A 20,286-nucleotide genomic window follows, 5' to 3' on the forward strand; every position below is an offset into this window, starting at 1 on the left:
CGACCGGCTGGAGGTCGCGCTCGGTGTCATAGGGCAGGGTGCGGTACAGGAACGGGTTCACCGCGATCGCGGTGTCGATCATCAGCATGGTGTAGCCGTCGGGCTCGGCCTTCGCGATCAGGTTCGTGCCGATGGTCATGCCGCCGCCGGCGCGGTTCTCGATGATCAGCGGCTGGCCGAGGCGCTCGCCGAGACGGGGTGCGACAATCCGCGCCAGGATATCCGTGCCGCCGCCGGGCGGCACGGGCAGGATCACGCGGATCGGCCGCGACGGCCACGCCTGCGCCGCGCCGGGACGCGGCAGGGTGGCCAGCGCCATCGAGGCCGCGCCGAGTCCGAAGCTCCGTCTGCGCATGGTATCGTCTCCCTTGCCTAGCGCGAGTCCACAACGACCTGATCACCGACGCGCGGGCGCTGCTGCCACGCGCGCTCGATCGCCAGCACCTCGGGGGGCTCCACCTGCACGCCGAGGCCGATGATCAAGGAGCCGGCCGCGAGGTAGTAGGCCGCGAGCATCGCGATGTCGGTCACCTCGCGCGGGCTGAATGCGGCGGTCAGCGCGGCCCAGACCGGATCGGGGATGCCGGCGAAGCTCACATAGGCGAACACGAAGTCGCACAGCGCCTTGTCCGCCGGCGACAGCCCCTCGGGCGTGCGCCCCGCCTTGATCGCGGCAAGCTCCGTCTCGGTCACGCCGGCGTCGAGTGCGAGCGGCGCGTGATGCGCCCAGGCATACGTGATGCTGCGGCCGACGATCACGATCACCAGTTCGCGCTGGCGCTCGGAGAGCGCGTTGCCGTAGCGGCCGTAGTGGCCGAGGGCGGAGAAGCGCGCGAGCGCCTCCGGCGCGTGGCCGAGCGACTTCAGCAGGTTGGAGACCCAGCCGCGGCTGGCGGCGACGCGCGCGAACACCTCCGCCGCCTCGGGCGTGGTCTCCGGTGTCGGATCGGGCATGCGACTGGCGCTGCCCGGGGTCCAGGCCGCGCTCATGCCGGGTACCCGAACTTGCTCTTGAGGAAGGCGAGGATGTCGGCGACGCAGCGGTCGGGCATCATGTCGGCGATGTTGTGCGGCATGTGCTCGTACTCGCGCATCGTCACGTCCGGGATGCCATCACGCATCGCGTCGTAGAGGCTGGCGCTGCCGACGGTCTCGCCGCCCGGATAGATCACCAGCGTCGGCGCCTTGATGCGCGGCAGCTCGTCCGGCCAGGCCTGGGTTCCCATGTAGCTGATGAAGCGCACGACATAAGCCGGATCGTTCTCGCCGGTCTGCTTCAGGAACCACTCGATCATGCCGGGATCGGTGGTCTTCAGATCGAACCGCATATGGATCGTCCGGCGCAGGAATGGCGTCAGTCCCTCGCGTTCGATCTGCGGCAACCAGTCGAGCGCGCTCGGGCTCAACCCCGGCGTCGAGCCGACCACGCTCAGGCTCAGCACGCGCTCGGGCGAGCCGATCGCGAGTTTCTGCGCGAGATAGCCGCCGGCGGAGTTGGCGGCGATGTGCGCCTGCTTGACGCCGAGCGTGTCCATCAGTTCCTCGACATCCTTGACGAAACGCTCCATCGAGAGCGGCATCGACGGTGGCGGCACCTCGGAGCCGCCATGGCCGCGGATGTCCATCCGCACCAGGCGGAAATGGCGGGCGAGCCCGGGCACCCAGGAATAGAACCGCTCGGAGTTGCCCATCGCGGAATGCAGCAGGACCATCACTGGCGGCGTCGTCCAGGGATCGGTGAAATCGTCCACGTAATAGGCGATCCGCAAACCGTCGCTCGCGGTGAAGGTCTGGCGTGTCGTCATCGGATCGTGGTCCTGCCCCATGCCTGGTGGTCAGTGGAGGATGCGGTCGAGTGCGTCGGTGCCGATCGCGAGCCGGCCCTGTTCGGCCTCGGCGATCAGCGCGGCGATGCGCGCATGGGTCGGTGCGGCGACGCCGAGCCGTCCGCCCTCGGCGGCGATGAAGCCGTTGAAGAACGCGACCTCGGTCGGCCGGCCCTTGAGCAGGTCCTGGAGCGTGCCGGACATCCCGCCCTCCACCATGGCGGCCGCCTGGCGCGCCATGGCATCGCGCGCCCCGGCACGCGCCGCCGGCTCGCCCGCCGCGGCCTCGCACCAGACGCGTGGGGGAAGTCCGAACAGCGTCTCCAGCCGGAACCCGAGCGCCTCGCCGACCGCGATCGCCTCGGCCGCGAGCCGCACCGCGATGCCGCCCGTGTCGGCGCGGGTGTAGGTCTCGATCAGCGACAATCCGGTCAGTCCGGAGAGACCCGTGGTCATCGTGTTGGCACAGAGCTTGGTCCAGCGCTCAGTCCAGAGATCGGTGGTCACCGCACTCGCATCGACCGCCGACAGGAGTGCGGCGATCCGTTCGGCGCGGGGCGTCCGGCGCCCGTGCAGCTCGCCCACCTTGAACACGGCCCCGCCGGCGGCGCCGCGCCGACCCGCCCGGCGGACCACGCCGGGACCCGCCATGAAGACGTTGAGCCCGCCGCCGATCGCGCCGAGCGTGCGGCCCCAGCCGACCGCGCGCGCGACCCGCTCCTCGACCAGCGCGTTCTGCAGCGTCACCACCGGCACACCCTGTGGCAGCCAGGCCGCAAGCAGGGCGGCCGCCCAGTCGGTGTCGTAGAGCTTCACGGTCAGGAACGCGACCGAGACGTTGGTTCCGCGCAACCGATGGGCCTCGCCCAGGTCCCACGCCTCCGGCCGCGAACGCTGCTCACCCTCGGGCGTGTCGACGACCAGCCCGTGCGCGCGGATCGCGCGCACATGCTCGGGCCAGCCGTCGATCAGCACGACATCGTGGCCGGAAGCGGCAAGGCCGCCGCCGACCAGGCTGCCGACCGCGCCGCCGCCGAGCAGGACGACGCGGCCGGCACCAGCATCCGTCATTGCGGCTCGATGCCGGCGCGCTTGACGATCTCGGCGAACTTCACCTTGTCGGCGGCGATCCGCTGCGCGAACTCGGCCGGGCCGAGCCGGCCAGGCGTGATGCCCTGCGCGGCGAAGCGCTGGCCGAACTCGGGGGCGTCGAGGATCGGGCGCACCGCCGCCGCGACGCGGTCCACGATCGCCTGCGGCAGGCCCTTCGGCCCGACGAGGCCCCACCACGCGCCCATGTCGAAGCCGGGATAGCCGCTCTCGGCCACAGTCGGGATGTCGGGCGCCATGGCGAGACGCTCGGCGCTCGAGACCGCAAGCCCTCGCAGCTTGCCGGACTGGATGTGCGGATAGGTCGGGGCGACCGACATGAACGCGGCCTCGACCCGCCCGGCGGTGAGATCGACCAGCGAGTCCGCATCGCCGCGATACGGCACGTGGTTCATCTCGATCCCGGCGACGGTCATGAACAGGCTGGAGGTGAGATGCGGCCCCGCGCCGACGCCCGAGGAGGCATAGTTGAGCTGGCCCGGCCGCTGCTTGGCGAGTGCCACCAGCTCGGCGACGCTGCGCGCCGGCACACTCTCATGCACCACGAGGAAGTAGGGCGCCGAAGCGCCGAGCGCGATCGGCGTGAAATCCGCGACCGGATCGAAAGTAACGTCCTTGCGCACGCTCGGCGCCAGCACCTGGGCCGACGAGATCATGTAGAGCGTGTAGCCGTCGGGCTCGGCGCGCTTCGCGACATCCGCCGCAATCGTGCCGGCCGCGCCGGTCCGGTTCTCGACCACGATGTTCTGCCCGAGCGCCTCGGCGAGCGGAGCGGCGATCGCACGCGCGACCAGATCGTTCGCGCCGCCGGCCGGGTAGCCGACCAGGATGCGGATCGGCCTGGTCGGCCACTGCTGGGCGCGCGCCTCTCCGGCGAGCGCGGCCACGGTGACGGCACCGAGCCCCAGCACGGCGCCGCGGCGTGTGGCAGAGAAGGATGAACGGTCATGCATCGTCGTGTCTCCCCGTCGGTTGTCCCGCGTGATGTGGCGTCGTCCCTACCGCGTGCCGCCCTGCGTCCTCTGCCAGGCCAGTTCGACCGCGAGCGCCTCCGGCGGCTCGATCTCGACGTCGAACGCCAGCAGCATCGTGCCGAGGGCCAGGTAGTAGCCGGCGATCAGCGAGATGTCCGTGACCTGGCGTGGGCTGAACTGCCGGTTCAGCGCGGTGGCGGTCTCGGGTGCGATCCCCTTGCCCGCGAGGAAGGCGAACACGTAGTCGCAGAGCGCGCGGTCGGCGGGCTGGAGACCGTGTGGCGTGGTGCCCCGGCCGATCGCGTCGATCTGCCCCTGCATCAGCCCGGCTTGCAGGCCAAGCGGCACGTGGTGCGCCCAGGCATAGGGCACGGAGCGCGCGACGATCAGGATCGCCAGCTCGCGCTGAAGCTCGGTCAGTGCGGTGCCGTAGCGGGCGTAGTGCCCGACCGCCGAGAACACCCTGAGCCCCTCCGGCGCGGCCGAGAGGGCGCGCATCGCGTTCGAGACCCAGCCGCGGCTTGCGGCGATGCGCTCGAACACCGCCTTGGTCTCGGCGTCCTCGGGCTGGTCGGGGATCGGGATCAGCGCCATCGGGCTTCCTGCGCGACAGTGATATCTAATATATTGCCGCCAGCATGACTCGCCCCGCCCCGACGCGCAAGCGCCCGCCGGCGCTCTCCGAACCGGGTCCTGCCGCGCCGGCGACCCCGTTCCCGAGCCGTCAGGAAGCGGTCGCGGCCGCGCTCAGGCTCGACATCCTGCGCGGCCAGCTCGGCGCCGGCACACGCCTCGACATCGACGAGATCGCGGCACGGCACGGCGTCAGCCGCACTCCCGTGCGCGACGCGCTGAAGCAGCTCGAAGCCGAGGGGCTCGTGCAGGTGCTGCCCTATCGCGGCGTCGAGGTCACCAGCCTTGGCGATGACGATCTGCGCGAGCTGTTCGCGATCCGGATCGCGCTCGAGCGGCTCGCGGTGGCCCAGGCGGTGCACACGATCACGGACGCGGAGATCGAGGGACTTCGCCGGATCCTGAGGCGCATGGACCGGATCAGCTCGCGCGATGACTCGTGGACCACGCTGAACATCGCCTTCCATGACGGCATCCACACGGCGACGCGATGGCCGCGGCTGATCGAAATGATCCGCATCCAGCGCACGAACGTCGAGCGATGCGTCCGCGCGCGTGCGTCGGCGCTCGGGATCGCGCGCCAGCAGGCGGAACACTGGTCCCTCCTGGAAGCGCTCGCGCGCCGCGATCCGACCGAGGCCGAGCGGGTCATCGCGCAGCACCTGCGGCAGACGCTCGAGGCGCTGTGCGGTCCGGCCGAGGGCGCGGGGCCGGCGTGACGCATGGGTGGCCGGCACGGGACGCAGGTTCTGCCGTCACGCCGCCCTACGGTTCAGAGGAGGCTTCGGACGTGCCTGACGCCGTGAACCTGGCATGCCACGATCACGGCGCGGTGGCGGTGTCGGCATGGTTTTCATGCTGGCTGCCCGCGATGGCTCCGGAGGCGGAGCCCCCGGCACCGCGTCACCGCCTCGACCGCTGACTGGGCTCTGCGATCCATCGCTGCGTAGGGCGACGACCGCGCGGGCAGGACGCTGCAACACCTGCCCCAGGAGGCGCCATGCGAAGGATCAGCATCGGCATCGACATCGCCAAGGACATCCGCTGGGCCACCGCCATCGACGCCGACGGCATCGTGCTGCTCAGCCGCAACTGCCCAACCGTCCGCCAGATATCGCAGCCCTCGCCGCGGATCTCGCCGCCCTTGGCGGCCAGCCGCGCATCGGCCTCGACGTCATCGGCGGCATGGCAGGCCTCATCGCGGCGACGCTGGCCGAGGCCGGCTTCGTGCTCGTCCACGTCCCGGGCCTCGCCGTCAACCGCGCCCGCCCAGGGCACCACCGGTGGCGAGGACAAGTCCGACCCGCGCGACACCCACACCATCGCCACCTTGCAGGCCGACGTCCCGCAGATCGCGCACCGGGAAGGGATCACTTCAATGCGTCTTTCGGGCCAGAAGGTCGTGGTCACCCGCGCTGCCGGCGTCCATGGACGCGAGCTCGCTGGGGCCGGTGTGCCGGTTCTCCCCGAGCGAGCGGGCGCCGCGGCGCCCTGTTCGTCGGTTCAGCAGACGCGTGGCCGGGCCGCGCGGCGTCCCGCATGCCCGGCCGGTGCATCCACTATCGTGCGCAGGGGGTTGCGGGGCCACCCTTCCCGTGCCTAGGCTGATGCATCAGGCCGCTATCGGCACGCAGATGCAACGGGAGGGGACGGCGCGGTGAAGGTCGGCCAGGCGATCGCCGAGATCATGAAGCGCGAGGGGATCGAGATCCTCTGCGGCTATCCGGTGAATCATCTCATCGAGTTCGCGGCCGCGATCGATATCCGCCCCATCATGGTACGCCAGGAACGCATCGGCCTGCACATGGCGGATGCGATCTCCAGGCTTTCCTCGGGCCGAACGATCGGCGCGTTCTGCATGCAGCACGGGCCGGGCGCGGAGAACGCGTATGGCGGGGTTGCGCAGTGCTTCGGCGAGTCGGTCCCGGTGCTGGTGCTGCCGATGGGCTATCAGCGGCGGCTGGCGCAGCTCGAGCCGAACTTCAATTCCACCCAGGCGATGCGGAGCGTGACGAAGTCGGCCGAGGCAATCTGGCTGCCGGCCGAGGTGCCGAACGTGCTTCGCCGGGCCTTCACACGGCTGCGCAACGGTCGCGGAGGCCCCTGCCTGGTCGAGATCCCGGCCGACATCTTCAACGAAGAGATCCCGGAACCGCTCGACTACACGCCGGTGATCTCAACGCGCTACGGGCCCGACCCGACGGACGTGGACCGCGCGGCGGCGATGCTGGCGGAGGCGAAGCGGCCGGTGATCTATGCCGGCACGGGCGTGCACTGGGCGCGCGCCTGGCCGCAGCTGAGGGCGCTCGCCGAACTGCTCGCCGCGCCGGTCACGACCAGCCTGGGCGGCAAGAGCGCCTTTCCCGAGGCCCATCCCCTGTCGGCCGGCTCCGGCGGCGTGGCGACGCCGGCGACCATGCCGCATGCGCTGAAGGCCGCCGACGTGATCCTCGGCATCGGGTGCAGCTTCACTGAATCGAGCTTCGCGGTGCCGATGCCCAAGGGCAAGCGCATCATCCAGGCGACGCTCGACCCGAATCACCTGAACAAGGACGTGCCGGTCGCGCTTGGCCTGATCGGCGATGCGGCGCTGACGCTCGAGGCGCTGACCGCCGCGCTGAAGGACCGGATCAAGGAGGCGCGTGATAGCGCCACCGTCGCGGCCGAGCTCGCCGCGGTGCGCGCGCCGTGGATGGAGAAATGGTCGGCCAAGCTGGACAGCGATGCCGCACCGCTCTCGCCCTATCGCGTGATCCGCGACCTGATGCGTACAGTCGACGTGCCGAACACCATCATTACGCACGATGCGGGCAGCCCGCGCGACCAGCTCTCACCGTTCTGGACCGCGACCGAGCCGCTCTCGTATCTCGGCTGGGGCAAGACCACCCAGCTCGGTTACGGGCTGGGGCTGGCGATGGGGGCGAAACTCGCGCGGCCCGAGAAGCTCTGCATCAATGTGTGGGGCGACGCGGCGATCGGCTTCACGGGCATGGACTTCGAGACCGCGGTCCGCGAGCGGATTCCGATCCTGTCGATCCTGCTGAACAACTTCTCGATGGCGATCGAGCTCAAGATCATGCAGGTCTCGACCGAGAAGTACCGCTCGACGGACATTTCCGGCGACTATGCCGCGATGGCGCGCGCCTTCGGCGGCTATGGCGAGCGGGTCGAGCGACCCGAGGACATCATTCCGGCGATCCGGCGCGGGATCGAGCAGACCCGCAACGGGGTGCCCGCGCTCCTGGAGTTCATCACGGCGAAGGAGACGGAAGTCTCGCGTCCTGGCTAGCAATCATGCATGATGCGCGTGCCGTACGCTGAAGGCCGAAGGGCTGCGCGGCACGATCGGGGAGGAAGAATGGCGACTGTCGAGATCCGCAACGTTCGCAAGGCCTTCGGGTCGACCGAGGTGCTGCACGGCGTGTCGGTCGACATCGCCGATGGCGAGTTCGTGGTGCTGGTCGGCCCGTCGGGCTGCGGCAAGTCCACGCTGCTTCGGATGCTGGCGGGCCTCGAGAACATCACCTCGGGCGAGATCACGATCGGCGGGCGGGTCGTCAACAACGTGCCGCCGAAGGACCGGGACATCGCCATGGTGTTCCAGAACTACGCGCTCTACCCGCACATGACTGTGTTTGACAACATGGGGTTCTCGCTGAAGCTCGCGGGCGCACCGAAGGCGGTGATGCAGGAGGAGGTGGGCCGGGCGGCGCGCATCCTTGGGCTCGAACAGCTGCTGCACCGCTATCCCCGCCAGCTGTCGGGCGGGCAGCGCCAGCGCGTCGCGATGGGCCGTGCGATCGTGCGCAACCCGCAGGTGTTCCTGTTCGACGAGCCGCTCTCCAACCTCGACGCCAAGCTGCGCGTGGCGATGCGCGCCGAGATCAAGGAACTGCACCAGCGCCTGACGGTCACCACGGTCTATGTCACGCACGATCAGATCGAGGCCATGACGATGGCCGACACGATCGTGGTGATGAACCACGGCAACGTGGAACAGGCGGGCCAGCCGCTCGAGCTGTATGACCGTCCGAGCAACCTGTTCGTCGCGGGCTTCATCGGCAGCCCGGCGATGAACATGATCGAGGGGCGGGTCGATGACGGCGCGTTCCTGGCCGAGGACGGCATGCGCTGGCCGCTGCCGAAGAACGGCGCGGCGGAGTTCCGGGGCGAGGCGATCTATGGCATCCGGCCCGAGCATCTGCGGCTCGATCCCGACGGCATCCGCGCCACTGTTCAGGTGGTCGAGCCGACCGGGTCGGAGACCCAGGTGATCATGCGGGCCGGCAAGGCGCACATGATCGGCGCGTTCCGCGAGCGCGTCTCCGCGCGACCCGGCGAGATCCTGCCGGTGTCCCCCGATCCCGCGCTGATCCATCTGTTCGACCGGCAATCCGGCCGGCGAGTGTAGGCCCGTCAACAGGGCAACCCACGGGAGGAGAGATCGACATGGTCCATATCATCACACGGCGCGGGGCCCTCGCCCTCGGCACCGGCGCGGCGGTGGTCGCCGCGATGCGCGAGCAGGCCTCGGCGCAGCAGATCCCGACCCAGCCCGCCGAGGCGCCGCGCCTGCCGATCGAGAGCGGGGCGAGCCTGCGCGTGATCCGCCCGGCGCGCTTCGTCGAGCCTGACGAGACGTTCTTCCGCGCCAATGCGGAGCGGTTCAGCCAGCAGTTCAACGTGCCCGTGCGCGTGGACTTCGTCGGCTGGGAGGACATCCGCCCGCAGACCGCGGTGCTTGCGAATACCGGCACCGGCCCTGACGTCGTCATCGGCTGGTCGGACGATCCGCACATCTACGCCGACAAGCTCGCCGACATGTCCGACATCGCCGAGTATCTCGGCAAGAAGTACGGCGGCTGGCAGTTCCTGGCCGAGAAGTACGGCAAGAAGCACGGCACGAACAACTGGATCAGCATCCCGCTCGGTGGCTCGACCGGCCCGATTGTCTATCGCATCTCGGCCGTGAAGGAGGCCGGGTTCGACAAGATCCCCGAGGACCACGCCGGGTTCCTGCAGCTTTGCAAGCGGCTGAAAGAGATCGGCAAGCCGGCTGGCTTCGCGCTTGGCAACGCGGTCGGCGACGGCAACGGCACGGCGAACTGGCTCACCTGGTCGCACAACTCGTTCCTGACCGACGAAGATGGCAAGGTGGCGATCAACCAGCCGGCGACCATCCGCGCGCTTGAGTACCTGAAGGAGCTTTACCCGACCTTCATTCCGGGCACGCTCTCGTGGCTCGACCCGACCAACAACCGGGCCTATGCGGCACAGGAATGCTGGCTGACGCCGAATGGCGTGTCGCTCTACTTCGCGCTGAAGAACGACCCGAATACGCGCCACATCGCCGAGGACAGCGACCACGCCAACCTGCCCCGCGGGCTCGCGCCCGACGCACCGCAATCCGCCACCATCATCAATGCGATGGTGTTCAAGAGCGCGCGCTATCCGAACGCGGCCAAGGCCTTCATCCAGTTCATGATGGAGGCGGACCAGTACAACCCGTGGCTGACTGCGTGCCTCGGCTACTGGTCGCATCCGCTGAAGGCGTATGACCACAGCGCGGTCTGGACCAGCGATCCAAAGATCGCCCTGTACCGCCGCGGTCTCGATTACCGCTACTGGTCCGGCTACAAGGGTCCGATCACCGCGGCCACCGGCACGGCCGCTTCAGAGTACATCCTGATCCAGATGTACGCTTCGGTGGCCGGCGGCCAGGCAACACCGCAGCAGGCGGTGGCCGAGGCCGAGCGACGCGCGCGGCGCATCTTCCGCTGAGGCAACGCGGCGCCGCCGGCCGAGGCCGGCGGCGCCGCTGACGCCGCGAGGGCAGCATGGACGCCACTACATCGGCGATCGCCTGGACCAAGGCACGGCCCCAGCCCTCCTGGCTGGCCCGCCTGTTCGACTGGAAGCCGTTCCTGATCTTCGCCTGCATGCTGCCGGCGATCGGTCTGCTGATGGTGTTCCTGACCTATCCGCTGGGCCTGGGGATCTGGCTCGCCTTCACGGACGGCACGATCGGCCGCGAGGGCAAGTGGATCGGGCTCGAGAACTTCATCTGGCTCGCCGAGGATCCGATCTTCTGGTCCTCGGTGTTCTACAGCGTGTTCTACACGGCGGTGGCGACGGTCGGGAAGTTCGGGCTCGGGCTCTGGCTCGCGCTGCTGCTGAACAACCACATCCCGTTCAAGAGCATGCTTCGCGCGATCGTGCTGCTGCCCTGGATCGTGCCGACCGTGCTGTCGGCAATCGCGTTCTGGTGGATCTACGACGCGCAGTTCTCGGTGATCTCGTGGTTCGTGGTGGACGTGCTTGGCTGGCGCGACCGCTACTTCGACTTCCTGGGCTCGCCTTGGCCCGCACGCTGGTCGCTGATCGCCGCGAACATCTGGCGTGGCATTCCGTTCGTGGCGATCACGCTGCTCGCCGGGCTGCAGACGATCTCGCCCTCGCTCTACGAGGCCGCCCTGCTCGACGGCTCGACCGGCTGGCAGCGCTTCCGCTACATCACCTTCCCGCTGCTGCTGCCGATTCTCGCGATCGTCATGACCTTCTCGATCATCTTCACCTTCACCGACTTCCAGCTGGTCTATGCGATCACCCGCGGCGGCCCGGTGAACTCGACGCATCTGATGGCCACCCTGGCGTTCCAGCGCGGCATTCCGGGCGGACAACTCGCGGAGGGCGCGGCGATCGCGGTGGCGATGATCCCGTTTCTCGTGTTCGCCACCCTGTTCAGCTACTTCGCGCTGGCGCGGCGCAAGTGGCAGCAGGGCGAGAGCAACGACTGAGCCGAGGCAGAGGAACCGAACTATGAGCGATGCCGCTGCCGCCACCGCCGAGGGCAAGCAGTCCGCCACGGTTGCGCCCGAACTGATGTCCTGGGACACGCGGACGCGCCGTGTGGTGATGATCTACGTCCCGCTCGCCTGCTTCGTGTTCATCCTGCTGTTCCCGTTCTATTGGATGACCATCACGGCGTTCAAGCCGAACCACGAGCTCTACAACCTCCGCGAATACAACCCGCTCTGGATCAGCTCGCCGACGCTCGATCACATCTATCATCTGCTGTTCAACACGGCCTATCCGTCATGGCTGATGACGACGATGGGGATCGCGATCGGCTCGACCATCCTGTCGCTGTTTGCTGCGACGCTCGCGGCCTATGCCATCCAGCGGCTGCGCTTCACCGGCAGCCAGTATGTCGGCCTTGCGATCTATCTTGCCTATCTTGTGCCGCCCTCGATCCTGTTCATTCCGCTCGCGGTGATGGTGTTCAAGCTCGGGCTGTACGACAGCCCGTTTGCGCTGATCCTGACCTACCCGACCTTCCTGATCCCGTTCTGCACCTGGCTTCTGATCGGCTACTTCAAGTCGATCCCCTACGAGCTCGAGGAGTGCGCGCTGATCGACGGCGCCACACGGCTGCAGATCCTGACCAAGATCACGCTGCCGCTCGCCACGCCGGGACTCATCAGCGCGGGCATCTTCTCCTTCACGCTTTCCTGGAACGAGTTCATCTACGCGCTCGCCTTCATCAGCTCGTCGGAGAAGAAGACCGTGCCCGTGGCGATCCTGACGGAGCTCGTCACCGGCGACGTCTATCAGTGGGGCGCGCTGATGGCCGGCTCGCTTCTGGGCTCGCTTCCCGTGGCGATCTTCTACTCGTTCTTCGTCGACTACTACGTCTCCTCGCTGACGGGGGCGGTGAAGGAATAACCGGATGCGGATCGATCGTGTCGAGGCGCTGCGTGCGGACGCGGCGTGGCGCAGCTTCTCGTTCCTGAAGATCAGCACCGCCTGCGGCATCACCGGGTGGGCCGAGTACAACGAGGATTTCGGCAGCCGCGGTCTCACACCCGTGATCGAGGCGCTGAGTCCCCTGATCATCGGCGCCGATCCGCGCGCCTCCGAGGCGATCGTCGCGAAGCTGCACGTGGCCACGCGCCAGGCGAGGGGCGGGATCAACCAGCAGGCAATCGCGGCGATCGAGAACGCGCTGCTCGACATCCGCGGCAAGGAGGCGGGCAAGCCGGTCCATGCGCTGTTCGGCGGCCCGATCCGCGAGCGTATCCCCGTCTACTGGTCGCATTTCGGGACCTACCGCGTCGCGCAACGGGGCAAGGGGTTCCTGCCTGATCTCGGCAGCTACGACGACCTCGCCGCGCACGCCGCCGAGGTGAAGGTAAGGGGCTTCCGCTGCCTCAAGACCAACCTGTTCCGTTGGCGCGACGGCGCGCTCCAATACTTCAATCAGGGCTTCGGCCGGACGCCAGGCTGGCCGGAACTCAATTGGGACGAGGCGCTGCTCGCCGATCTGCGCCGTCAGCTCGCGACCATCCGCGACGCGGTGGGCCCCGAGTTTGGTGTCATGCTGGACGTGAACTTCCACTTCAAGACCGAGGGGTTCCTGCGCATCGCCGACACGGTGGCCGAGTTCGGCCTGCGCTGGCTTGAGATCGACACCCATGATCCCGCCTCCCTCGCGCTGATCCGCGGCCGCGCGCCCTGTCCGATCGCGAGCTGCGAGACGCTGCACGGAAGGCGCGAGTTCCGCCCCTATCTTGAGAGCTACGCCACGGATGTCGCGATCATCGACGTGCCGTGGAACGGACTGGCGGAGAGCCTGAAGATCGCCGCGATGGCCGACACCTACGAGGTGAACTGCGCGCCGCACAACTTCTACGGCCATCTGTGCTCGTTCCACTCCGCGCATTTCTCCGCCGCGCTCCCCAACTTCCGGATCATGGAGATCGATCTCGACTCCTGCCCGTGGCGCGACGAGTTCGTCACCGCGACCCCCGTGATCGAGGACGGCGAACTCGTGCTGCCGACCGCGCCGGGCTGGGGGGCCGACATCAACGAGGCAGCCGTGCGCGCCCGTCCGCCCCGCACCTGACTTCCGTTCCACCCAGGAGACCGACCTTGGCCAAGTACACGATCCTCACCCCCGCCGGCGCGTCCTTCACCACCGCGGGCGGCGGCTACGACCACGAGATGGTGGCGCTCGACGGCATGGGCGCCGAGATCGTTGAGTGCCCCGCGACCGAGGAGGGGTTCATCGCCGCCGCGCCGAACGCCGATGCCGTCTACGCCAAGGGCATGAAGTTCACCAAGCCCATGATCGCCGCGCTGAGCAAGTGCAAGGCGATCGTGCTGGGCACGGTCGGTGTCGACTACGTCGATGTCGATGCGGCGACCGCCAAAGGCATCCCGGTGACGAACTGCCCCGATACCTTCATCGAGGAGGTGGCCGACCACGCGATGATGCTGCTGCTCGCGACCCACCGGCGCTGCATCGAGCAGGACCGCATGGTGCGCGAAGGGCGCTGGATGGAGGGCCGCCCGCAGCTGCTCCAGGTGCCGCGGCTGATGGGGCTGACGCTTGGCTTCATCTCGTTCGGCCGGGTCGCGCGCATGGTGGCCAAGCGCGCCCGCGCCTTCGGCCTGCACATGCTCGCCTTCGACCCGTTCGTGCAGGAACTGATCATGTCGGACTACGGCGTGCAGCCCGCCACCCTGTCCGAGGTGCTGTCGCAGTCGGACTTCGTCTCGATGCACGCGCCCGACACGGCGCTGACGCGCAGGATGCTCACGGACAAGCACTTCAAGCAGATGAAGAAGACGGCCATCTTCATCAACACTGGCCGAGGCCCGACCGTGGATGAGGCGGCGCTGATCCGCGCGCTCGAGAGCAAGGCGATCGCGGGCGCCGGTCTGGATGTGTTCGAGGTCGAGCCCGTCAAGCCCGACAACCCGCTGCTCAAGATGCCGCACGTCATCCTTGCCCCGCACAACGCCTCGGCCTCGTCGCGCTTCGATCCCGCGCGCAAGCGGCGCGTCGGGCAGGAACTGGCGCTGGTGCTGTCGGGGCGCTGGCCGATGAGCTGCGTCAACCCGACCGTGCTGCCGGGCAGCGGCCTCCGGCGCTGGCAGCCCTACGCGATGGACCGCGGCCCGAACAGCTGACTCGCGCCCCCCGGCCACCTGAGCGCGGCCGGGGGCCTGCCGATTGCTGTGGTCCCACCGCTCCCCCGCGCGCTATCGTCACCTCGGCTGAGGGGTGTGGGAGCAAGGAGCGGCGGGCCGATGCTCGGGTTGGCCATCCCTGCGCTTGAGCGCGACGGCTTGGCCCTCGTGCTCATCTCGTCCACCGACCGGCGGGTGATCGACACCAACGCCGTGCTCTCACGCATCTCCGGCCACCCTGACGCGCTGATCCGCGCGCGCGGCCTCGATCTGTTCGGCTGTCCCGACACTGATCCGGTGCAGTCGGCCGCGCTGGATGCCGCGATCGCCGGCGGCAAAGAGCTCCATGGCGAGCTCTGCTGGGTGCGCGCCGACGCGACGCGGTTCTGGTTCGGCTTCACGGTCATTCCGGTCGGCGACGTCGCCAGCGGGGTGCCTGCCGTCTTGTTCATGGGCCGCGACATCACGGAGCGGCGCCGGCGCGACCGCGAAGAGGCCACCATCCAGGCGGTCTTGACCCAGGTGTTCCGCCATCTCGACGTGGCCGCCGCGGTGATCCTGCCGAACGACTGCGTCCTCGTCGCCAACCCCGCCTACGCGGCGCTCACCGGCTACGCGATGCCGGAGCTGCCCGGCCTGTCGGTGGATCGACTGACCGCGCCGGAGAGCCTCGATGAGGCGCGCAGGCGACGCGCCGAGCAGCGCCGCAGTGGCGAGAGCTACCGGATGCCGTTCCAGCTTCGCCGCAAGGACGGCTCGGTGATCCCGGTGCTGATCAATGCCGTCGCCGTCGAGCATGAGGGCACGCGGTTCCGGGTCGTCACCCTGCACGCGGGCCGCACGCGCGAGGACGCGGAGCCGAAGCAGCGGCAGTTCGTGGTCGGCCAGGTCGGGTTGATCCGGCTCGATCCCCTGCGCGAGGCCTATGGCGAGCGATGGCGGCAGGTTGAGAACCGGCTCATGATGCTCGCGGAGTCGGTGCTCAGGCGTCGACTGGAGGCGGGCGACGTCTATGCGCGCACCGAGGGCGGCGGCTTCGCGATCTGGTTCGCCCGCGGGACCGAGATCGACAACGCCGATCGGGTCGCCGCGATCACGCGCGAGATCCGCATCCGCCTGGTCGGCGAGTTCGACGGCGACGCCGCGCCCGGTGTCACGGGCCATGCCGCTTCCGTCCCGGCCGACGGCATCAACGCGCCGCCTGATCCGGAGACGCTCGTTTCGACGCTGATGGAGCGCCTCGCGACGCGACAGGCGGAGCTTCGCGGCCAGGTGATGGCCGAGCTCGCTGAGGCGCTCGTCGCGCCGGCGACGGTGCAGGAGCGGCTCGTCGGGTCGGCCGGCGGCGGGGCCGGCATGCTCTGGGTCACGCTCGATCCCGGGCTGCGCCGCAGGATCGAAGCCGCGCGGGCGCTCGCCGGCGCCGAGACCGCAGGGATCCCCGATCACGACTTGGTGCTGCTCGGCGCTGCGGCCGAGCAGGCGCTGTCCGACTTGGCCGCCGGCGCGCGGACGCCCACGGCAGTTCCCGTGGCCTACGACACCTTCTCGTCGGCGGCGCAGCGGCGCGGCTTCCTCGCCGCGTGTCGCGGCCTGCCCCAGCCCGTGCGTGAGGTGCTGACGCCGGTGCTGGACGGGATTCCGCCCGGCACCAACCCTGTCCGGCTGATGGAGCTCGGCCACGAGCTTGCCCCGCTGTTCGGCGCTGTCGGGCTGATGGCGGAGGGTCCGGCGCTTCCCGACCTGCCGCCCGGGCTGGGCCCGTACTCGCTCATCGTGTTCGACGGAGCCACCTTGCGGTCGGTGCCGGAGCCGAGGCTCGGCCGGTTGTTCGGCGAGGCGCGCATGCGCCGGCTGCGCGTTGCCGTCCGCCAGGCCGGGCCGCAGGCCCAGCGTCTTGCCCGCCTGGGCGCGCAGTTCCTCGGGGTCGCCGCCTGACCCGGCGGCGGCGACGCACTATCTTGTCCGGCATGACACCGCGGCCCTTCCTGATCGCGGCCACGCTCACGGTGGTCGCCTGCGCCCCGTCCCCGCGCTCCGGACCCGTGCCGGCGCACGACACGCCGGCGCCGGCGGTGCTAGAGCTCGCCCAGGCCCCGGCCGTGCCGGCGACGCGCGCCGAGCTCGCCGCCACCTTCGCGCCAGTGGTGCGCGCGGCCGCACCCGCGGTGGTCAACATCCACACCCGGCGCACGGTGCGGACCGCGCCGCCGATGCTGGCCGACCCGTTCTTCCGCCGGTTCTTCGGCCTCGACCCGGACGGTCCCTTCGCCCCGCGCGAGCGGGTGCAGACCAGCCTCGGCTCGGGCGTGATCGTCGACCCTGCGGGCGTGATCGTGACCAACAACCACGTGATCGGCGAGGCGGACGAGATCACCGTCGTGCTGTCCGACCGGCGCGAGTTCACGGCCACGATCCTGGGGCGCGATCCGCGCACCGATCTCGCCGTGCTGCGCGTCGCGGCCGGCGCCGAGCGGCTGCCCGCGCTCGCCTTCCGCGACAGCGACGAGATCGAGGTCGGCGACGTGGTGCTGGCAATCGGCAATCCGTTCGGCGTCGGCCAGACGGTGACGCAGGGGATCGTCTCGGCGCTCGCGCGCACCGGTGTCGGCATCACCGACTACCGGTTCTTCATCCAGACCGACGCGGCGATCAATCCGGGCAACTCGGGTGGCGCGCTGGTCACCACCGACGGGCGGCTGATCGGCATCAACACCGCGATCTTCAGCCGCGGCGGCGGCTCGATCGGCATCGGCTTCGCGATCCCGTCCAACATGGTGCGCGCGGTGGTCGCGGGCTTCACGGGCGCGGGGCTCGCGCGGCCCTGGCTCGGCGCGCGCACCGACAGCGTCACGGCCGAGATGGCGGGTGCGCTCGGGCTGGCGCGGCCCACGGGCACGATCGTCGCCGATGTCGCGCCCGACAGCCCGGCCGCGCGCGCGGGGCTGCGCCGGGGCGATGTGATCGTGGCGCTCGACGGCCGCGCGGTGGAGGACAGCGAGGCGCTCAGGTTCCGGCTCGCGACGCGCGCCCCGCGCGGCACGGCGCGGCTCACGGTGCTGCGCGGCGGGCGCGAGGTCGCGCTGTCGCTGCCGCTGGAGCCGCCGCCCGAGCGGCCCGCGCGCCAGGCGACGCTGATCCGCGGCAATCACGCGCTGGCCGGGGCCGAGGTCGGCAATCTCTCGCCCGCGCTCGCCGACGAGCTCGGTCTCGACCTGCTGGAGACCGGTGTCGGGATCATCGACGTGCGCGCGGGCTCGCCGGCCGCGCGCGTCGGCCTCCGGCCGGGCGACGTGATCCTGCGCATCGGCGGCAGCGAGGTGCGCGGCGTGCGCGACCTGCTCGTGGTGCTGGAGGCGCGCCGGTCCGGACCGTTCCGGATGGCGATCCGACGCGAGGGGCGCGTACTGGAGGCCACACTTGCCGGCTGACTCCGACCTGTTCGGCGTCGACGCCGCTGCAGCTTCCGTGCGCGATGATCCGTCGCGCCCGCTCGCCGACCGGCTGCGCCCAGCGACGCTCGATGAGGTGGTCGGGCAGGATCACCTGACCGGCCCGGAGGGTGCGATCACGCGGATGCTCGCTCAGGGCAGCCTCTCCTCGATCGTGCTCTGGGGTCCGCCCGGCACGGGCAAGACCACGATCGCGCGGCTGCTGGCCGAGCGCGCGGGGCTTGCCTTCGTCGCGCTCTCGGCGGTGTTCTCGGGGGTCGCTGACCTGAAGCGCGCCTTCGAGGATGCGCGCAAGCGTCGCGCCGCCGGCAGGCGCACGCTGCTGTTCGTCGACGAGATCCACCGCTTCAACCGCGCCCAGCAGGACGGGTTCCTGCCGGTGGTGGAGGACGGCACGGTGGTGCTGGTGGGCGCCACCACCGAGAACCCCTCCTTCGAGCTGAACGGCGCGCTGCTGTCGCGCTGCCGCGTGCTGGTGCTGAAGCGGCTGGACGACGCGGCGCTGGAGGCGCTGCTCGTCCGCGCCGAGCGTCTGGCGGATCATTCGCTGCCCGTGACGGCGGAGGCGCGCGCGGTGCTCTGCGCGATGGCCGACGGCGACGGGCGCTACTTGCTCAACCTTGCCGAGCAGCTGCTCGCGCTGCCGGCGGAGACCGAGCCGTTCGGCCCCGACGGGCTTGCGCGCGTGCTGGAGCGTCGTGCCGCGCTCTACGACAAGGACCGCGAGGAGCACTACAATCTCATTTCGGCCCTGCACAAGTCGATGCGCGGCTCCGACCCCGACGCCGCCCTCTACTGGCTCGCGCGCATGATCGCGGGCGGCGAGGACCCGCGCTACATCGCCCGGCGCGTGCTCCGCTTCGCCTCCGAGGACGTCGGGCTGGCCGACCCGACCGCGATCCACGCGGCGCTCGCGGCGTGGGAGACCTATGAGCGGCTCGGCAGCCCCGAGGGCGAGCTCGCGATCGCCCAGGCGGTGCTGCACCTCGCCGCCGCGCCAAAATCGAACGCTGCCTATGTCGCCTGGGGTGCGGCCCAGCGTTCCGCGCGCGCGACCGGCTCGCTGATGCCGCCCAAGCACATCCTGAACGCGCCGACGCGGATGATGCAGGAGCTCGGCTACGCCAAGGGCTACGCCTACGACCATGACACCGACGACGGATTCTCCGGCCAGGACTACTTCCCCGAGGAGATGGCGCGGCCGCGTTTCTACCGCCCGACCACGCGCGGGCGCGAGGCTGCCATCGCCGAGCGGCTGGCGGAATGGGAGCGGCTCAGGCAGAAGCGGCGTCCATGAGCGCCGTCGAGACCCGGACCGTTGCCGAGGATGAGGCGGAGGTCCGGCTGGACCGCTGGTTCCGCCGCCACTTCCCCGGCCTCACCCATGGCGCGCTCGCCAAGCTGCTGCGCACCGGGCAGGTGCGCGTGGACGGCCGGCGCGCCGAGACCGGCACGCGGCTCGCCCCCGGCCAGTCGGTGCGCGTCCCCCCGCTGGGCGACCTGAGCGCGCCGCGGCCGAAGCGCGCGTTCGACGTCGACCCGCACGACGCCAAGGAGCTCGAACGCCTCGTGCTCTTCCGCGACGCGAGCGTGATCGTGCTCGACAAGCCGTTCGGCCTGCCGGTGCAGGGCGGCCCGGGGATCGTGAAGAGCCTTGATGCGCTGCTCGATGCGCTGCGCTTCGGTTCCGACGAGCGCCCGCGGCTGGTGCACCGGCTCGATCGCGACACCACCGGCGTGCTGCTGGTCGCGCGCACGGCCGCCGCCGCGAGCCGGCTCGCCGCCGCGTTCCGTTCGCGCGATGCCGAGAAGACCTACTGGGCCGTGACGGTGGGCGTGCCGACCCCGCGTGAGGGACAGATCGACGCACCACTGGCGAAGCGCGCCGGGCTGCGCGGCGAGCGCGTCGTGTTGGCTGGCCGCGACGCGGACGATGCCGCGCGCGCGATCACCGACTACCGCACGCTCGATGCGGCCGGGCGGCGCGCGGCCTGGCTCGAACTCTCGCCGCTGACGGGACGGACGCATCAGCTGCGCGTGCACTGCGTCGGCATCTCCTGCCCGATCCTGGGCGATGCCAAGTACGGCGGGGCGGCCGCGATGCTGGACGGATTCCCGGAGCAGCTTCACCTGCACGCGCGCGGCATCGCGATCCCGCACCCCGAGGGCGGGGTGCTGCGCGCCGAGGCCCCATTGCCGCCGCACATGCGCGAGACCTTTGCCGCGCTGGGCTTTGCCGCGAAACGGCCGATCAAACCCGCGCGCGGTCCGGCCCGGCGCAGGTGACGTCCGCGCTACTGTCGGTCCCGGACACGA

General features: G+C 70.1%; 18 protein-coding genes and 1 pseudogene. 12 read left to right on the top strand and 7 right to left on the bottom strand.

Annotation, left to right across the window (positions count from 1 at the left end; genetic code table 11):
* The 6 genes from ACTIFU_RS10220 to ACTIFU_RS10245 all read right to left on the bottom strand — a co-directional run.
* Positions 1–355: Bug family tripartite tricarboxylate transporter substrate binding protein (locus ACTIFU_RS10220; protein ID WP_439578201.1), on the bottom strand; the 355-nt coding region annotated here is incomplete at its 3' end.
* A 17-nt stretch (positions 356–372) separates the two neighbouring features.
* Complete coding sequence (locus tag ACTIFU_RS10225) at positions 373–990, bottom strand: carboxymuconolactone decarboxylase family protein (protein ID WP_439578202.1); 618 nt, start codon at positions 988–990, stop codon at positions 373–375.
* Positions 987–1,805, bottom strand: coding sequence for an alpha/beta fold hydrolase (locus tag ACTIFU_RS10230; protein ID WP_439578203.1), 819 nt, complete (start codon positions 1,803–1,805; stop codon positions 987–989). Before ACTIFU_RS10230 ends, ACTIFU_RS10225 begins: the two co-directional genes overlap by 4 nt.
* A 30-nt stretch (positions 1,806–1,835) precedes the next feature.
* On the bottom strand, positions 1,836–2,897 hold the full coding sequence (locus tag ACTIFU_RS10235) for a ketopantoate reductase family protein (RefSeq protein ID WP_439578204.1): 1,062 nt from the start codon (positions 2,895–2,897) through the stop codon (positions 1,836–1,838).
* The gene (locus tag ACTIFU_RS10240; RefSeq protein WP_439578205.1) at positions 2,894–3,889 is read right to left on the bottom strand and encodes a Bug family tripartite tricarboxylate transporter substrate binding protein; all 996 of its coding nucleotides are present in this window, start codon (positions 3,887–3,889) and stop codon (positions 2,894–2,896) included. Before ACTIFU_RS10240 ends, ACTIFU_RS10235 begins: the two co-directional genes overlap by 4 nt.
* Before the next feature lie 45 nt (positions 3,890–3,934).
* Positions 3,935–4,504 (bottom strand): carboxymuconolactone decarboxylase family protein, encoded by a 570-nt coding sequence (locus ACTIFU_RS10245; protein ID WP_439578206.1) that lies wholly within the window; start codon positions 4,502–4,504, stop codon positions 3,935–3,937.
* 44 nt (positions 4,505–4,548) lie between these two features.
* Between ACTIFU_RS10245 and ACTIFU_RS10250 the strand changes: the two genes are divergently transcribed.
* Positions 4,549–5,262: a GntR family transcriptional regulator gene (locus ACTIFU_RS10250; RefSeq protein ID WP_439578207.1), complete on the top strand. Its 714-nt coding sequence runs from the start codon at positions 4,549–4,551 to the stop codon at positions 5,260–5,262.
* Positions 5,263–5,446: 184 nt separating this feature from the next.
* On the opposite strand, the gene ACTIFU_RS10255 is transcribed toward ACTIFU_RS10250, so the two are convergent.
* Positions 5,447–5,953 carry a hypothetical protein gene (locus tag ACTIFU_RS10255; protein WP_439578208.1) on the bottom strand — a complete coding sequence of 169 codons (507 nt, stop codon included), beginning with the start codon at positions 5,951–5,953 and terminating at the stop codon, positions 5,447–5,449.
* A 232-nt stretch (positions 5,954–6,185) separates the two neighbouring features.
* Here ACTIFU_RS10255 and ACTIFU_RS10260 point away from each other — a divergent pair.
* The 11 genes and pseudogenes from ACTIFU_RS10260 to ACTIFU_RS10310 form a co-directional block, all read left to right on the top strand.
* Positions 6,186–7,832 (top strand): annotated as a pseudogene (locus ACTIFU_RS10260) (thiamine pyrophosphate-requiring protein); the annotation flags it as partial.
* A 69-nt stretch (positions 7,833–7,901) separates the two neighbouring features.
* On the top strand, positions 7,902–8,954 hold the full coding sequence (locus ACTIFU_RS10265) for an ABC transporter ATP-binding protein (RefSeq protein ID WP_439578209.1): 1,053 nt from the start codon (positions 7,902–7,904) through the stop codon (positions 8,952–8,954).
* A 38-nt stretch (positions 8,955–8,992) separates the two neighbouring features.
* Positions 8,993–10,324 carry an ABC transporter substrate-binding protein gene (locus ACTIFU_RS10270; protein ID WP_439578210.1) on the top strand — a complete coding sequence of 444 codons (1,332 nt, stop codon included), beginning with the start codon at positions 8,993–8,995 and terminating at the stop codon, positions 10,322–10,324.
* Positions 10,325–10,380: 56 nt separating this feature from the next.
* Positions 10,381–11,340, top strand: a complete 960-nt coding sequence (locus ACTIFU_RS10275; RefSeq protein ID WP_439578211.1) for a carbohydrate ABC transporter permease — start codon at positions 10,381–10,383, stop codon at positions 11,338–11,340.
* Positions 11,341–11,362: 22 nt separating this feature from the next.
* Positions 11,363–12,268, top strand: a complete 906-nt coding sequence (locus ACTIFU_RS10280; protein ID WP_439578212.1) for a carbohydrate ABC transporter permease — start codon at positions 11,363–11,365, stop codon at positions 12,266–12,268.
* 4 nt (positions 12,269–12,272) lie between these two features.
* Positions 12,273–13,448 (top strand): mandelate racemase/muconate lactonizing enzyme family protein, encoded by a 1,176-nt coding sequence (locus tag ACTIFU_RS10285; protein WP_439578213.1) that lies wholly within the window; start codon positions 12,273–12,275, stop codon positions 13,446–13,448.
* 26 nt (positions 13,449–13,474) lie between these two features.
* The gene (locus tag ACTIFU_RS10290; protein ID WP_439578214.1) at positions 13,475–14,518 is read left to right on the top strand and encodes a C-terminal binding protein; all 1,044 of its coding nucleotides are present in this window, start codon (positions 13,475–13,477) and stop codon (positions 14,516–14,518) included.
* A 120-nt stretch (positions 14,519–14,638) separates the two neighbouring features.
* Entirely contained in the window at positions 14,639–16,456 is a 1,818-nt protein-coding gene (locus tag ACTIFU_RS10295) for a PAS domain-containing protein (RefSeq protein ID WP_439578215.1), read from the top strand.
* A 32-nt stretch (positions 16,457–16,488) separates the two neighbouring features.
* Positions 16,489–17,949: a Do family serine endopeptidase gene (locus ACTIFU_RS10300; RefSeq protein WP_439578216.1), complete on the top strand. Its 1,461-nt coding sequence runs from the start codon at positions 16,489–16,491 to the stop codon at positions 17,947–17,949.
* A gap of 7 nt (positions 17,950–17,956) precedes the next feature.
* Positions 17,957–19,267 carry a replication-associated recombination protein A gene (locus tag ACTIFU_RS10305; protein ID WP_439578226.1) on the top strand — a complete coding sequence of 437 codons (1,311 nt, stop codon included), beginning with the start codon at positions 17,957–17,959 and terminating at the stop codon, positions 19,265–19,267.
* Positions 19,264–20,256 (top strand): RluA family pseudouridine synthase, encoded by a 993-nt coding sequence (locus ACTIFU_RS10310; protein WP_439578217.1) that lies wholly within the window; start codon positions 19,264–19,266, stop codon positions 20,254–20,256. Before ACTIFU_RS10305 ends, ACTIFU_RS10310 begins: the two co-directional genes overlap by 4 nt.
* The last annotated feature ends 30 nt before the right edge of the window (positions 20,257–20,286 follow it).

Origin of the sequence: Elioraea sp., from assembly GCF_051860475.1 — a bacterium.
In the GTDB taxonomy this organism is placed as follows: Bacteria; Pseudomonadota; Alphaproteobacteria; order Acetobacterales; family Acetobacteraceae; genus Elioraea.

Coding starts and splice junctions, on each gene's coding strand:
- ACTIFU_RS10225 (WP_439578202.1), bottom strand. CDS start 990: ATGAGCGCGGCCTGGACCCCGGGCAGCGCCAGTCGCATGCCCGATCCG.
- ACTIFU_RS10230 (WP_439578203.1), bottom strand. CDS start 1,805: ATGACGACACGCCAGACCTTCACCGCGAGCGACGGTTTGCGGATCGCC.
- ACTIFU_RS10235 (WP_439578204.1), bottom strand. CDS start 2,897: ATGACGGATGCTGGTGCCGGCCGCGTCGTCCTGCTCGGCGGCGGCGCG.
- ACTIFU_RS10240 (WP_439578205.1), bottom strand. CDS start 3,889: ATGCATGACCGTTCATCCTTCTCTGCCACACGCCGCGGCGCCGTGCTG.
- ACTIFU_RS10245 (WP_439578206.1), bottom strand. CDS start 4,504: ATGGCGCTGATCCCGATCCCCGACCAGCCCGAGGACGCCGAGACCAAG.
- ACTIFU_RS10250 (WP_439578207.1), top strand. CDS start 4,549: ATGACTCGCCCCGCCCCGACGCGCAAGCGCCCGCCGGCGCTCTCCGAA.
- ACTIFU_RS10265 (WP_439578209.1), top strand. CDS start 7,902: ATGGCGACTGTCGAGATCCGCAACGTTCGCAAGGCCTTCGGGTCGACC.
- ACTIFU_RS10270 (WP_439578210.1), top strand. CDS start 8,993: ATGGTCCATATCATCACACGGCGCGGGGCCCTCGCCCTCGGCACCGGC.
- ACTIFU_RS10275 (WP_439578211.1), top strand. CDS start 10,381: ATGGACGCCACTACATCGGCGATCGCCTGGACCAAGGCACGGCCCCAG.
- ACTIFU_RS10280 (WP_439578212.1), top strand. CDS start 11,363: ATGAGCGATGCCGCTGCCGCCACCGCCGAGGGCAAGCAGTCCGCCACG.
- ACTIFU_RS10285 (WP_439578213.1), top strand. CDS start 12,273: ATGCGGATCGATCGTGTCGAGGCGCTGCGTGCGGACGCGGCGTGGCGC.
- ACTIFU_RS10295 (WP_439578215.1), top strand. CDS start 14,639: ATGCTCGGGTTGGCCATCCCTGCGCTTGAGCGCGACGGCTTGGCCCTC.
- ACTIFU_RS10300 (WP_439578216.1), top strand. CDS start 16,489: ATGACACCGCGGCCCTTCCTGATCGCGGCCACGCTCACGGTGGTCGCC.
- ACTIFU_RS10310 (WP_439578217.1), top strand. CDS start 19,264: ATGAGCGCCGTCGAGACCCGGACCGTTGCCGAGGATGAGGCGGAGGTC.